This is a genomic window from Parvibaculum sp. (assembly GCF_045863935.1).
In the GTDB taxonomy this organism is placed as follows: domain Bacteria; phylum Pseudomonadota; class Alphaproteobacteria; order Parvibaculales; family Parvibaculaceae; genus Parvibaculum.
The window spans coordinates 1-12,708 of sequence record NZ_BTVP01000017.1 but is presented as its reverse complement, the minus strand read 5'-3'; the positions used below and the strand labels follow the sequence as shown (position 1 = coordinate 12,708).

19 protein-coding genes and 1 pseudogene are annotated in these 12,708 nt (G+C 65.1%); 3 read left to right on the top strand and 17 right to left on the bottom strand.

What is annotated here, in order from left to right; genetic code table 11:
* From ACKUUH_RS08980 to ACKUUH_RS08910, 15 genes are all read right to left on the bottom strand, one after another.
* Positions 1 to 444 (bottom strand): NlpC/P60 family protein, encoded by a 444-nt coding sequence (locus ACKUUH_RS08980; protein WP_407949557.1) that lies wholly within the window; start codon positions 442 to 444, stop codon positions 1 to 3.
* A gap of 1 nt (position 445) precedes the next feature.
* Positions 446 to 1,288 carry a DUF2163 domain-containing protein gene (locus ACKUUH_RS08975; RefSeq protein ID WP_407949556.1) on the bottom strand — a complete coding sequence of 281 codons (843 nt, stop codon included), beginning with the start codon at positions 1,286 to 1,288 and terminating at the stop codon, positions 446 to 448.
* Between the two features lie 3 nt (positions 1,289 to 1,291).
* The gene (locus tag ACKUUH_RS08970) at positions 1,292 to 1,924 is read right to left on the bottom strand and encodes a TIGR02217 family protein (RefSeq protein WP_407949555.1); all 633 of its coding nucleotides are present in this window, start codon (positions 1,922 to 1,924) and stop codon (positions 1,292 to 1,294) included.
* 16 nt (positions 1,925 to 1,940) lie between these two features.
* Entirely contained in the window at positions 1,941 to 2,567 is a 627-nt protein-coding gene (locus ACKUUH_RS08965; protein ID WP_407949554.1) for a phage tail tape measure protein, read from the bottom strand.
* Between the two features lie 46 nt (positions 2,568 to 2,613).
* Positions 2,614 to 2,844: a rcc01693 family protein gene (locus ACKUUH_RS08960; protein WP_407949553.1), complete on the bottom strand. Its 231-nt coding sequence runs from the start codon at positions 2,842 to 2,844 to the stop codon at positions 2,614 to 2,616.
* Complete coding sequence (locus tag ACKUUH_RS08955; protein WP_407949552.1) at positions 2,841 to 3,158, bottom strand: gene transfer agent family protein; 318 nt, start codon at positions 3,156 to 3,158, stop codon at positions 2,841 to 2,843. The genes ACKUUH_RS08960 and ACKUUH_RS08955 overlap by 4 nt, the downstream gene beginning before the upstream one ends.
* A 2-nt stretch (positions 3,159 to 3,160) precedes the next feature.
* Complete coding sequence (locus ACKUUH_RS08950; protein ID WP_407949551.1) at positions 3,161 to 3,574, bottom strand: phage major tail protein, TP901-1 family; 414 nt, start codon at positions 3,572 to 3,574, stop codon at positions 3,161 to 3,163.
* Positions 3,571 to 3,972, bottom strand: coding sequence for a DUF3168 domain-containing protein (locus ACKUUH_RS08945; protein WP_407949550.1), 402 nt, complete (start codon positions 3,970 to 3,972; stop codon positions 3,571 to 3,573). The genes ACKUUH_RS08950 and ACKUUH_RS08945 overlap by 4 nt, the downstream gene beginning before the upstream one ends.
* The gene (locus ACKUUH_RS08940) at positions 3,969 to 4,289 is read right to left on the bottom strand and encodes a phage head closure protein (RefSeq protein WP_407949549.1); all 321 of its coding nucleotides are present in this window, start codon (positions 4,287 to 4,289) and stop codon (positions 3,969 to 3,971) included. The genes ACKUUH_RS08945 and ACKUUH_RS08940 overlap by 4 nt, the downstream gene beginning before the upstream one ends.
* On the bottom strand, positions 4,286 to 4,849 hold the full coding sequence (locus ACKUUH_RS08935; protein WP_407949548.1) for a head-tail connector protein: 564 nt from the start codon (positions 4,847 to 4,849) through the stop codon (positions 4,286 to 4,288). Before ACKUUH_RS08935 ends, ACKUUH_RS08940 begins: the two co-directional genes overlap by 4 nt.
* 128 nt (positions 4,850 to 4,977) lie before the next feature.
* The gene (locus tag ACKUUH_RS08930; RefSeq protein ID WP_407949547.1) at positions 4,978 to 5,409 is read right to left on the bottom strand and encodes a hypothetical protein; all 432 of its coding nucleotides are present in this window, start codon (positions 5,407 to 5,409) and stop codon (positions 4,978 to 4,980) included.
* Positions 5,410 to 5,418: 9 nt separating this feature from the next.
* The gene (locus ACKUUH_RS08925) at positions 5,419 to 6,723 is read right to left on the bottom strand and encodes a phage major capsid protein (protein WP_407949546.1); all 1,305 of its coding nucleotides are present in this window, start codon (positions 6,721 to 6,723) and stop codon (positions 5,419 to 5,421) included.
* 37 nt (positions 6,724 to 6,760) lie between these two features.
* Positions 6,761 to 7,426, bottom strand: a complete 666-nt coding sequence (locus ACKUUH_RS08920) for an HK97 family phage prohead protease (RefSeq protein ID WP_407949545.1) — start codon at positions 7,424 to 7,426, stop codon at positions 6,761 to 6,763.
* A 225-nt stretch (positions 7,427 to 7,651) separates the two neighbouring features.
* A complete protein-coding gene (gene lepB, locus ACKUUH_RS08915; RefSeq protein ID WP_407949544.1) occupies positions 7,652 to 8,545 on the bottom strand; it encodes a signal peptidase I in 894 nt (297 codons plus the stop codon).
* A gap of 38 nt (positions 8,546 to 8,583) precedes the next feature.
* A complete protein-coding gene (locus ACKUUH_RS08910) occupies positions 8,584 to 8,844 on the bottom strand; it encodes a hypothetical protein (protein ID WP_407949543.1) in 261 nt (86 codons plus the stop codon).
* A 30-nt stretch (positions 8,845 to 8,874) separates the two neighbouring features.
* Between ACKUUH_RS08910 and ACKUUH_RS08905 the strand changes: the two genes are divergently transcribed.
* A complete protein-coding gene (locus ACKUUH_RS08905) occupies positions 8,875 to 9,177 on the top strand; it encodes a hypothetical protein (RefSeq protein WP_407949542.1) in 303 nt (100 codons plus the stop codon).
* Here the strand turns inward: ACKUUH_RS08905 and ACKUUH_RS08900 are convergent.
* A complete protein-coding gene (locus ACKUUH_RS08900; RefSeq protein WP_407949541.1) occupies positions 9,149 to 10,339 on the bottom strand; it encodes a phage portal protein in 1,191 nt (396 codons plus the stop codon). The two genes, ACKUUH_RS08905 and ACKUUH_RS08900, sit on opposite strands and share 29 nt — an antisense overlap.
* Positions 10,340 to 10,708: 369 nt before the next feature.
* On the bottom strand, positions 10,709 to 10,936 hold the full coding sequence (locus tag ACKUUH_RS08895) for a hypothetical protein (protein ID WP_407949540.1): 228 nt from the start codon (positions 10,934 to 10,936) through the stop codon (positions 10,709 to 10,711).
* A 1,187-nt stretch (positions 10,937 to 12,123) separates the two neighbouring features.
* Here ACKUUH_RS08895 and ACKUUH_RS08890 point away from each other — a divergent pair.
* Positions 12,124 to 12,405, top strand: coding sequence for a DUF3892 domain-containing protein (locus tag ACKUUH_RS08890; protein ID WP_407949539.1), 282 nt, complete (start codon positions 12,124 to 12,126; stop codon positions 12,403 to 12,405).
* Positions 12,406 to 12,449: 44 nt separating this feature from the next.
* Positions 12,450 to 12,708: pseudogene (locus tag ACKUUH_RS08885) on the top strand (hypothetical protein); the annotation flags it as partial.

Here is a 12,708-nt window from a genome sequence, read left to right as displayed (position 1 = left end):
TCAGTCCTCCACACCGGGAAAGCGGAACGCACAGGCCGCCCGCGCGTGCCACCAGCGCCCCATCGCCGTCTCCACAACCGCGCGGCCAGACCAGGCATGGATCATGCGGTTCTCCGCGCTCAGGATGGCAGCGTGCTTCGCTGGCCCGTTCGCCCGCATGCGGAACAACACGGCGTCGCCCGCGCGCGCTTCGCCGACGCCGATTTCGGTCATGTGCCGCCTGGCCGCTTCCGCCATCGTCTCCTCGCCACCGCCGCCTGGCGCCTCCGCCCACCCCGCCGTATAGGCGGGCGGCGTTTCGGGTTCGGGGCCCACCACCTCGCGCCAGACGCCCCGCAGAAGGCCGAGACAGTCGCTGCCCGCGCCTTTCACGCTTGCCTGATGCCGATAGGGCGTGCCGATCCAGGAGCGCGCCACGGCGACGATTTCCTCGCGTGCCGTCATGTCAGCTTCCCGCTCTTGCAATCACGAAGTCGCTGCCCGGCATATGCGGAAAGCCGCGAAAGTTTTCCCGGTTGGCGAATTTCAGTCGGCAGGTTTCGAACTGCTTGTCGCATCCCGCGATCACGGTGAAGGTATCGCCGGGCGCAATGTCGCGCGCCATGGCCCGCCAGAGCTCGAGCGCGCCGCCGCTTCCATGCGCCTTCACTTCCATGGACGCGCCTTCGTTCGCGCCGCTCGTGAAGGTCAGAAGCCCGCGCGTGAAGTGTCCGGCGGCGAAGGCGTCCAGTCCCTCGCTCGTCAATTCGCGATTGCCGCTCGCCCCCGTCACGATGCCCTCCGCCGTCCACTCCGCCGCGTCGAGGCCACAACGCGCATCGGCGAAATCGGCATCGCATCCGAATTGATAGAGCCGGCCCACCGGCTGGTTCAGACGGTGCGCGAGGCCGCGCAGCTCCGCCGTGAAGGCGGCGCCCGAGCGCGACACCTCGCCGAGATTGCCCTTGCGCATCGGCACGCGCGCTTCCGCGTCCTGCCAGTTCACACGCCAGATCTCGATTTCCGCGTCGTCATAGAGCCCCGCCGCGAGATCGCCCTCGTCGAGACGCGCGGAAGATAGCGCGCCCGTCACATCGAGATTGTCGACATTGAGCCCGTTCGTGCTTTCAAGTGCCGAGGCGGTGAAACCCGCCGCCGCCTCGAAGGTCGTGCCGTCGAAGACGAGATCGCGGTCATGCTCCGTGAAGCCGAGCACAGCGCCATCGCGCCGCGTGAGCCGCCAGCACCAGGCAAGCGTCGTCGTTCCGCTCGCGACATGCGCGGCGAAGTCGGGAGAGAGTGTCTTCATGACCTAGAGCCTTATCTCCACCACCGGAATGTCCGGCACACTGCCTGCCTCGAAAGCGGCGAGATTGATGTCGAGGAAATCGGTGTCGAAGCGCACAGGCACATCGAACTCGAAACCCGCCGTCACGGCGGCGCCTTCGCCCGGCGCCACGGCGAATGTCACAACGCCGGTCGCATGGTCGGCGCTGAAATCCGCGCCCTCCTCCATCGCCTCGCCCGCCACCGCGACGCGCAGGCTTCCCGTCACCGGTTTCACGATCTCGCGCGCGTAGCTCGCCGCGCCCGACACATAAGTCTTCACGAGCTGGAATGCCGTGCGCGCGCCGTCGCCCACGCCAAGCACCTGGTCGAGCGGCGTGACGGATGCGCCGGGGCTGCCGCTCTTCCAGTCGGCGCGGTCGCGCCAGCGAAAGCCGTGCAGCCGTCCGTGCCGTGCCTCGAAGAAGGCGACCGCCTCGTGAATGTCGTCGAGCTTCTTCACTCCGAGCCCCGCATTATAGCGCCGCCGCGACATCGCCCAGGGGCTGTTGCGCTCCTCGCGGCCCGAGCCGAGCGTCACGATTTCCGTGCGCCGTTCCGGGCCGCCCGACGCGCCAAGCGCGATCTCGAGCGGAAAGCGGATTTCATGAAAGGCCATGCTGCGTTTCCTCCTGTCACAGGTTCCGCTGTCCGCGCGCGCCCACCCGGGCGAGCATCGCGGCGATCTGCGATTCCGACCGCCGGAAACTTGCGGCGTCCGCCGCCGTCACGTTGAAGGTGATGTTCATTCCCGCCGTCCCGCCTTCGGATGCCACGCCGAGCCGCCCGTCCGCGCCGCGCCGGAGCGGCAGGATCGCTTCCGCTCCCGCCTCGCCTGCGAGCCCCGTACCGCCGCGCAGCGGAAACAGCATCGGGCTCGCGATCACGCCGCCTTTCGCGAAGGGCAGCACGCGCCCATCCGCAAAGGCATTGCCGTCCGCGCTTGCGATAAGGCCGCCGACGAGATTGCCGATGCCGCTCGACACGGCGCCTGAAATGGCCTGCGTTGCCTGCTCCAGAGCCACGCGCGACAGGTCGAGCGCGAGTTTCTTCAAAACCTCGGAAAGCGACTTGCCTTTCAGCGCGGCGCCTTCGAAGGCATTGGCAAGCGCGTCGCCGAAATCGCGGCCCTCGCGCGTCGCGCGGCGCATCTCGTCGCTCACGGATTTCAGCGCGCGTTCGCTGTCGAGCGCAAAGCTGCGCGCCGCCTCGCCCGCCTGCGCCATCGCGCGGGCGAGTTCTTCCGGGTCTGTGTCTGTCATGTCATTCAAACTCTCTCAGCCGTCATGGCCCGCCCTCCTTTGTAATTCAGGCGGGCGGGCCATCCCCGTCTTTCCCGTCGGGAAACCGCGCCATCATCGACGCAAGCTCGTCTCGCCGCATCGCCGCCCGGACCCCCGGCCTCACGGCGCGCGCCGCCGCCGCGAGTTCCGGCAGCGTCATGCGCCAGAAGGTCTCCGGCGCAAGGCGCAGCGTGCCGAGCCCGAGCGTCATCGCGCCGTCCCAGGGGAAGCGCGCCTCCTCTGTCGCGGAGATCACGTTGCACCGCCGCCGAATGTTGCGGAGAGGAGGTCCGCAACAATCGCGATGAAGCCCGCCGCGCCGCCTTCCGCCGTCATGCGGGCAACATCTTCGTCGCTGCGCTCATAGCCCGCGCCGCGCAGGCCGGCGCCGATGATCCGCACCGCATCCATCGCCGAAATCCGGCCCGTCTCGAAGCGGCTCGCAAGGACCAGCATGTCCTCGCCGCCGAATGCCTGTTCGAGTTCGGCCAGCGCGCCCAGCGTCAGCACCAGCGTCATCCGCTCGCCATCGAGCACGGCCTCGATCTCGCCGCGATGTCTGTTGGCCATCGTCACGCCGCCGCGAAGGTAATTTCCCCCGCGCTTTCGAGCGCGAGGTCGAAACTGACTTCGCCGTCATGCTCGCCGGAAAATTCGAGCGCGGTGATCTGGAACGGGCCTGCCACCGTGCCGAAATCGGGGATCACCACCTGCCAGGCGCGGATCGCACCGGCAAAGAATATCTCACGCACGCTGGCGTCCGACGCGCCATCCTTGAAGATGCCGCGCCCGGTGATGCCCGCCGAGCGCACGCCCGCGCCTTCCAGCAGCTCGCGCCAGCGCCCGGCCGATTCCGCATGCGTCACGTCGACGGCACGCGCATTGAAGGCGATGGCGCGTGAGCGCAGGCCGGCCACGGTGACGAAACTTCCCTCCCCGTCGCTGTCGAGTTTCAGCAGCAGGTCCTTGCCTTTCTGGGCCGTCATGTCGTCTCTCCTGTTTCTTCCGTCACGGCGCGAAAGCGGATCGTGCCGCGCCAGGTGATGCCGTCCGCTTCGCGCCGCGTCGTTCCGTCGAGGAAACGCAGATTGACGAGCGCGTGGTCCTCGAGCGTCAGGGAGGCGTCGTGCAGGGCGGCGTTCACCGCGCCCATGACGCGCTTTGCCTCCGCGCGGCCGCCGCCCCGTGAAAACACATGCAGCGCCAGCCGGTGTTCCGTGCCGCCCGGCCAGTCGCGCGTTTCGTTTTCGCCAAGCGCCAGATGCGGAAAGCCCGCATCGCCCGGCACATTATCGTAGATGCGCGCGGCGACGAGCGCGGCGAGGCCCACATCGCCCGCAAGCCGCGCATAGATCGCCTTCTGCAATGCGAGGTCGGCGTTCATCTCTCCTCCTCGCATTCAAGTGTAAGAAAGCGCTTCCGCCCGTCCCTGTCGCGGACGGCGCGGATGTTCAGCACGCGTGCGTTCCAGAGCGCGCGCATTTCCGTGGTGAGGCCGGCGCGATGGCGGATCGTCAGGGTGAGCGCCGCCCGCGCGGCAAGCCTTTCGCCGGTCAGCCGCTCGCTGCCCGCCCCCTCCTCGACCTTCGCCCAGACGGTTGTCACGTCCGTCCAGCTCACATCCGCGCCGCCTGCGCCGTCGGCCGAGCGCATGGGCGATTGCAGCGTCACGCGCTCGCGCATTTCGGCGATCGCGTTCACAGCCGCAGTCTCCGATAGGGTTTCACCAGCGCCGAAACCGTGCGCGGCAGTTTCGCGCCGTCGCCCACGGGTTCGCGGTGCTCGAACCAGTGGGCGGCGAGCATCAGCGCGGCCTGGCGGAGCGGCATGGGCACATCCGCTGCCGTGCCGTAGCCCGCGCTGAAGTCGATGGCGATGCCGGCCAGCCGCGTTGCGGGCATGGGCCATGCCTGTCCGTGCTTGACCGCGATACGAGCCGGTTCGCCGCCTGCGTCCACCTCGTAGAAGGCCGGATCGAGCGGCAGCATCGCGCCGCTGAGCGAGGCAACTGTCACCGCCGTCACGGATGCCACCGGCGCCAGCGGCAGTTCGATGGGACGCGGCGGCCAGTCGTCGAGCGTCAGCCGCCAGCTCTGCGTCACGAAGGCGCGGCGCGTTTCCGCTTCGAGCGTTGCGCGCGCCGCGGTGAGAAGCGCCGTCAGCAACGCGTCTTCCTCCGTCGCGTCGAGCTTCAGATGCGCCCGCGCCTCGGCGAGCGACACCGGCTCCTCCGCCGGTCCGGTCAGAAGGGTCAGGGTCATGGGGTTAATCCATTTGACAAGGAAAGCCGTCATGGCCCGCTTTATGCGGGCCATCCACGTCTTGGAGTTGGCAGGAAGTAAGACGTGGATGACCCGGACAAGCCGGGTCATGACGGTTTGATTGGCGACTATTCCACCGGCTTCAGTTGCGCGAACCCGAGAAGCGCAAGCGCCGAAACCGGCGTGCCCTCAACATGTTCACCCGTCAGCACCACCGCCACCCGCGTGTAGCGGGCGGGGCCCACATAACCGATGCGGTAGTCGCGCTGGTCGCCGCTCTCGTCCCCGATGAGGGCGAAGATGCCCGTCTCGTCCGGCGCATCGCCCAGCACCTCGCTTTCCGCCGTCACCGGCGTCCAGTTCGAGGCGTCGTCGGAGGCTTCGAGCAGGCAGGCGATCGAGACCGCCTCCGAAAGCACGTCACCCGCCGTGCCGATGCAGACGATGTGCTCCACCGCGCCGAAGCCGCGGCGGTCGACGGGCGCGCCGTAGCGCGTTTCCGCCGTCGGCTTCGGCTCCAGCGTGAGCACCGTCTTCAGTCCGCTATGCATGTCGCGCATTGCGTCACCTCACGCCGAGAACTGGAGGAACTTGATCGCCTCGAAGTTCTGCACGCCGCCGCCCACGCGCTTCGTGGTGTAGAAGAGCACGTAAGGCTTGGCGCTGTAGGGATCGCGCAGCACGCGCACGCCCAGCCGGTCGACGATGAGATATCCCCGCCGGAAATCGCCGAAAGCGATGGCGGGCGCGTCGGCGGCAACCGACGGCATGTCTTCGGCCTCCGTCACCGGATAGTTCAGGAGCGTCGGCGGCTGGCCGGCGGAAAGGCCCGGCTGCCAGAGATAGTTGCCGTCCGTGTCCTTGAACTTGCGGATCGCGGCCTGGGTCGAACGGTTCATCACGAAGCGGCCGTTCGCGCGGTAGCCCGCCTTCACCGCATAGATGAGGTCGATCAGCTTGTCGCCCGGATTGGATGTGGGGAAGGCGCCCTCGTTGCCCGTCGCGATGAAGCCGAGCTTGCCCCATTCCCAGGCGCCATCGGCCACGCGGTCGTAGTCGAGGAAGCCGCGCGGCTTCTTCACGCCGTCGCCCGCCACGAAGGCGGAACCCTCCTGCTCGGCGAAGGCCGTCTGCACCTCCTCGGCGAGCCACTGGTCGATATTGACCGCCGCGTCGTCGAGCAGCGTCGATGTGGCCGCCGGCATCGCGTAGAGCTCCATCGCCGGAAACTCGATCTCGGCGAGCGCCGGTGTCGCCGTCTGCGGCCGCGCTTCCGTTTCGCCGACCCAGCCCGTCTGCAACCCGCCGGTCGCGAAGGGCTTCTTGTAGCTCGACGCGCCGATCTGCCGGATGCCCGCAATCGCGCGGATGGGCGAGACTTCCGACACGATGCGGTCGATCATGCGCTCCGTCTCGGAGGGCACCAGGTAGCCGCCATCGGGATCGGACTGCGCCGACAGCGCCTTCGCCTCCAGCCCGCGCAGCTCATGTGCCTCGCCCTTGCGCACATAGCGGTCGAAGGCGCGTTTGTGTTCGCGGCCGGCGATCCCGCCCTCCGCGGCGCCGCCGATTTCCGGGCGGCGTGCGGCCAGCGTCAGCTCGTCGAGCTTCTTCTTCTGCGTGTCGAGCGCGCGGTTGATGCGCTCCACCTTTTCCTCCGACAGCACGTCGGCGGTGAGCTTGCGCTCCAGTTCGCCGAGGCGTTCGTCGTTGGCGGATTTGAAATCCTCGAAGGACGAGAGGAACTCGTCCATCGCATCGCGCACCTCATGCGCGCTCGCGGCCCGCATGCCCTCGCTCTTCGTCTCCGGCGCGCGCGCCTCTTCCTTCAGCGACGCGCCGATGCGCGGCACGCCGTCATTCCAATGCGACATGTGTCGTCTCCGTTGATGATGTTCGTATGTGTCGGGTTCAGCTCGTGAAAAGCCGTGCCGCCGCCCGCAGCGCGCGGGCAAGCGCCTGGTCGCCACCTCCCGCCTCCCGCGGGGCGGGCAGCGCCTTGAAGCCCCGCTGGACGATCGTCCGGGCTTCGGTCCGGCTGAACCCAGCGTCCTGCATGAGCCAGCGTTCGAATTCGCGTGTCGTCGGCCGCGTGCCCTTCACCGCGCTCACCCGGGCTGCGGGCAGCATCGGAAAGGTCACGACCGAAATCTCCCAGAGGTCCACCTCGATGAGCCGCCTCGTGCCGCTCGCGCGGTCCGTTTCGGCCTTCACGACGTGATAGCCGATGGACAATCCGTCGACGGCGCCGGCGCGCATCAGCGCCAGCACCTCGCGGGCGCGCCTGACATCGGTCAGCAACTGCCCGCGCACGAAGAGCCCGCGCGCATCCTCCGCGATCTCCTCCCAGGTGCCGATCACCTCGTTCGGCTCGTGCTGGTAGAGAAGCTTCACGCCGCGCGGCGCCCGCTTCAGGAGCGATTTGCGGAACGCGCCGGGCATCACCACGTCGCGGCCCAGATCCTCCGCGCCGAAGAGCGAGGCATAACCCTCGAAGCTCCCATCCGCCTTCACCGCCTTCGCCTCGAAGCGCGCGGCCTTCCGCTCGCCCGCCTGTTCGCCCACGGGTTCTTTCACTCGTTTCCTCCGTATGGGAATGTTTCCGCGCAACAAAAAAGGCGCCACCGGGCGCCTTCACATCAAAATACAACCGTCATTGCCGGGCTTGACCCGGCAATCCAGGAGCCGCTTGCTCGGTGCCCGCCGCCCTGGACCCCCGGCCTCCTTAAATTTGAAAGAAGGGCCCGGGGGTGACGTATTATTTTGGGGGCCTCACCTCCCCAGCCTCTCCTCGATCCGCTCCTACTCCGGATAGTCGAGTACCGGCGACCGCGTTCGCCCGTTCCAGTAGCGCAGCCACACCTTGCCCACGACGTCGTCTTCCGCCACGCAGCTCATGTCCGGCACGCGACTGTCGTGGGAGTTGTCCCGGTTGTCACCCAGCACGAAGTAGCAACCGGCGGTCACGTCGTAGACGCCGGTCTCGTCCCAGACCGAGTCCGTATGGAGGTCCAACGTGGCATGACTGCGCCCACCCGGCATCGTTTCGATGAACTGCGGAACATCGCGCTGCCTCGTACCTGTCTCGAACGGAAAAGGTACGGTTTCCTTCCGCACGACCGGCTCGCCGTTCAGATGAAGCACGCCCTTCTTCATCTGCACCTTGTCGCCTGGCAACCCGACCACCCGCTTTACGAAGGGCGTTCCTCCCATTGCGTTGAAGACAATGAGATCGCCACGCTGCGGCGTCGCGAAATCGTAGGCCCGCCGCGACGCGAAGATGAAGTCGCCCTGATTGAGCGTCGGCGACATTGAGCCAGCCGATATGAAGAACGGTTCCAGCACCGTGAAGCGGACAAGAACAAGCAGCGCCGGAATGGACAGCAGGGCCAGAAACCCCTGCCAGCGCGCATACCAGCGCAGCGGTTCGTCCGGCTGACGGCGCCACGCGATCACGATACCGTGCACGACGCCCGCCAGACTGATCAGCCCGAATGCCGTATCGAGCGCTTCGGCAGTCTCGCCGGGAATGGCGTACATGACGCCCGCCGTGATCCCCACAATCGCCAGCAGATAGGCAAGTGCCATCCACCCTCTGTTGACGAAGAGCATGCCGAAGACGGGACCGAGAAGAAGAAAGGCAAGCAGAGCCGCCCATAATCGCCGGTCTCTTATCGCCTGAATCATCGCTCCCATTCCCTCGCATCATGCCCGGCGCAAGGTTAGCGGAGTCCTCATCGTCTTCCCAGCCTCTCCTCGATCCTCCCGAGCGCCGCGTTCGCCGCCTTCGCCTGTTCTTCCAGCCGCGCCGTGCGCTCGACGAGTTCGCCGATCCGCTCCGTTCGCGTTTCCAGCCCCGCGAGCCGCTCGTTCGCGGCGCCCGCCCAGATGAGTGCCGCCGCCGATTGCATGACGATCGCCACGATCACGGCCAGGGGCACGCGGCGGTCTATCGCCCACATCGGGCCTTCTTTGGTGTATGCTGTCTCTTCCACCCTGCCGATCCCTTTGAAAGTGCCCGCTTCATGACGACAGACCACTGGATGATCCTCATCATGGGCGCGGTGCTCGCTTGCGGCCCCATCCTCCTCGTCTGGCTCGAAGAGCGAACGCGCGCGCGCGGCATTGCCGTGCCCGCCCTCGTCACCCTCAAGGGTTACAAGCTCACGCCGCACAGCGCCTTCAGCCTCGTCGTTGCGGTCATGCTGATCTTCCTGTCCTACCAGATGCGGGGCGTCGGCCTCGGTTTCGTCTTCATGGTGTTCGGTTTCATCGGCGTCATCGTCGCGGTGCGGAACATCAGGCAGTCGAAGACGTCCGCCTCGTAACGCTGCCATATCCCACCGCCTCCCGTTTTTCCGCATCGCTGAGGAAGTCCGCGCGGGAGATGCGCGCCCAGAGCGCGTCGCGGTCGGCGCTGAGCGCGTCCACCCCGTCCGCGTCGTACCAGAGCCGGAGCTTGCCCTCGTAGCGGGGCCCGAGCCAATGCGTCAGCGCCCGCGCCGTGCGGCCCGCGAGCGGCAGCACCGTGCCGCGCCAGAAGGCCCGGTTCGCCTCGCGCAAATTCGCATAGGTGTTGTCGCCGGGAATGCCGAGCAGCATGGGCGGCACGCCGAAGGCAAGCGCGATCTCGCGCGCCGCGGCATGTTTCGCCGCGATGAAATCCATTTCCTGCGGGGTCAGCCCCATGCTCGTCCAGTCGAGCCCGCCTTCGAGCAGCAGCGGACGGCCGGCATTCGCCGCGCCCTGGTAGTTCTCGGCAAGCTCGCGTTTCAGCCGCTCGAACTGGTCCTCGGTAAGGTTCGCGCCCGCCTCGCCGCCCTTGTAGACGAGCGCGCCGGAAGGCCGCGCCGCATTGTCGAGCAGCGACTTGTTCCAGCTTCCCGCCGCATTGTGAATGTCGATGGCGCAGGCCGCCGCTTCCAGTGGGCTCATGCCGTAATAATCGTCCACCGGGTTGAAGAGCCGCATGTGGAGCACGGGGCTCTGCGTCCCGCAGGGGATCGTCACCACCCGTCCGTTGACGGAATATTCGTAAGCCTCGGGCCAACCCGCCCGCCCCGGCACGGCTTTCATGCGGTCTGGGCGCAGCACATGGAGTTCGCGGGGGGCGCCCTCCACCTCCACAAGCTCCATGTAAGCATTGCCCGCCACCTGCAGGAAGCTGTACCAGCTCTCGAAAAAGTCCGCGCCCGCCTGGCCCTCGTTCGGCCGCTCGATGAGCGCGAGCAGCGGATGCTCGCTGAGTTCCCGCGTCCCCTCATAGAGCAGCCAGGGCAGGCTCGCCGCCGCCTCCGCGATCAGCCGCACGCAGCGATAGGCAACGGCATTGCGCCTGTAGCCCTCCTCCGCCAGCGCCGCATAATCGCGCGGCGTCCACACGGCGCGCCCCTGCATATGCAGCGCGATCACCGGCGCGACGCGGGACTGCTTTGCTTCAGGCGCGCGAAGGCGCAACGCGCCGAGAAGCGCGGCAAGCGGATTGGGCATGGGTCTTGTTCTCCGATTTGAATTCGTGTGGCGCTTCCCACCCTTCGCCTCCCCCTTGCGGGGAGGCGGGGAAATTCGCGGTCCCGCGAATTTCCCGGTGGGGGTTCCGGGCGGTGGCACAACCAATGAAGCCGGATTTCGAATCCGTCAGGACACATCTTCTTCAGCAGTAGAGGGCGTCTCGTGAAGAGCCCCCCACCCGATCCGCTTCGCGCATCGACCTCCCCGCGAGGGGGAGGTGAAGGGAAGAACGGCGTCCGGCCGATCCAGACTCCCTCACAACCCCCTCACCTTCGGCTCCCCCGCCTCGCCGGAGAGCATCAATTCCGTCAGTGCCCAAAGCAAAAGCCCCGCCGGAGCGGGGCTTCGTCAGGCGCGTTCGGCCGCGGCGCGTCGAATTTGCGCTACTCGGTCATTGACCTTGTAACCTCGCACGGATGCAACCTCAGCCGCCTCCTCGCAGGCATTATGAAGCCCTTGCAGCAGCAATCTCTTCTCGGACTCGTTGAAGTAAGGCGTCCCTATCTCCGTTTGGCTGTTTTTCACGCCAACGGAGTAAAAAAACCCCTTCATTCTCTGTAAGACACTCTGTGTCATGTCCGATCTCCTCGCGCCAAATTTCATCAAGCGCTTCATCAAGACTATCTTTAAGCATCCTGACGGTGCGGTCAGCAATAGGAAACTGACTGTCTTTACCATCATTGCACGCCAACGTAGACGCGGAAACAACAGTTCCACCATTCTCCACGATATAGCTTCGAAGTGCTGCTAATGTGCCTCCGAAGTGACACACATCATCTACCAAGATGTAGGCACAATCGTGACGGACTATTCCTTCAAACCTAGGCTGCCATATAAACCTTTGAAAATCCTTAAGTTTTGTCCTCCCAGGACGGGCAACTTGAAGGATGTCCCGACAAACCTCGCCCCCAAGTTCCCGCGCCAGCCTTTCCGCGTATGCGAATGGGAGGGCGTTTGTCGGCCGCAACCGCTCGGACACCGGTGCTCCGGAGTCCCACTCGGGATGGGGCATTACAACGCAGGGCGCTTTAGGGAATCGAGCATAGTCATCGATAACACGATCAAGCGTCTGTATTGAGAAGATTTCGTCGACTATTTCGAAAGCGGAATTCAGGTCGTACTGTTTTTTGGCTCGGTTATATCTCTCCCTCCGAGCCGCGTGGGTTCGCTGAGGTCGCTTGTAGTTTCCGAGGAGCTGCGCGTATTGCCCGTGAACGCGAATCAGCGACGGCACCTCCCCCCACCGCACACGAGTGTGAGGTCCGTTCTTTGGTTGGCTGCATTCTTGCTTTGCTGACATTTAGGGCAGTATTCGCGTCATTGGCCCGACGTTCCGTATTGCCCAAGTTCGCAGTATAAATCAAGCGCCGCTCGGTTCTTAAAAGGCTGTACTTGCGTTCCATTTATTCTGCTGTGGCGTGGGAAAGCTATCCCTCACACCCCCCTGACCTACGGCTCCCCCACCTCGCCGGAGAGTATCAATTCCGTCAGTGCCCAGACGAGTGCATCGAGCCGGTCGGGGCTCTTCGCCTGCAAAACTATATCTGTGTGATATCGATTGACTATTTGTAGACCGCAAACCCCGAATCACGGCAGTCTAGTCAGGAATACTACGAAAAAAGCCGGGGCTGGCACCCCGGCTTCGTGGCATCCCGCAAAGCTTGGAGCGTCATGCGGGGAGCCATGTCCTTGTAAGACAGCCTAAAATTGGGCTGATTTGGGCTGACTGTCAACGGCGCTCCCCATTTTTGATGGAGGCGAAGTTGACGCAGACCGCAGAAGTTTCATGCATTAACAAGAACGATCGCTATAGCCCTTACGAGCGCATCGAACGTATCGGAGGCCGCGCCGGGGGCGGCTGGACGCTCCCGCTCGACGATGCGATCAGAAAAATCGAAAGCAAGGATTGGGCTTTCTACGTTAGCCGGAATGGGCAGACGGTATGGATCGTCGTGGCTACCAACAACGGCAGGAAGTATTTGAAAACAGAAGCGGATGGCGCCGAGCCAAACAATCTTCTGAGTCTTCCTGAATGCCCCCGGTAACCCTGAGTAAATGTCGGCAGCAAGATTTTCAGAAAGGACTCGTTATGAGTTTCAAGGAAGGACTCTACAAAGTCGAATTCTCTACTCCTTTGGGTACAGGGTCCGGCGTAGCGCTACTTGAATCAGGCTTGGTGCGCGGGGGCGATTCACTGATGTACTACTCAGGTACTTACTCCCTTAGCGGCGAAGATTTTTCCGCATCTGTGCGAAGCAAGGCGCACAGCTCCATTCCAGGGGTGGGATCTGTCTTGACCTGCGCCCCAAGTTTCATCCAGTCGGAAGTAGAGTCTCGTGACCATTTGA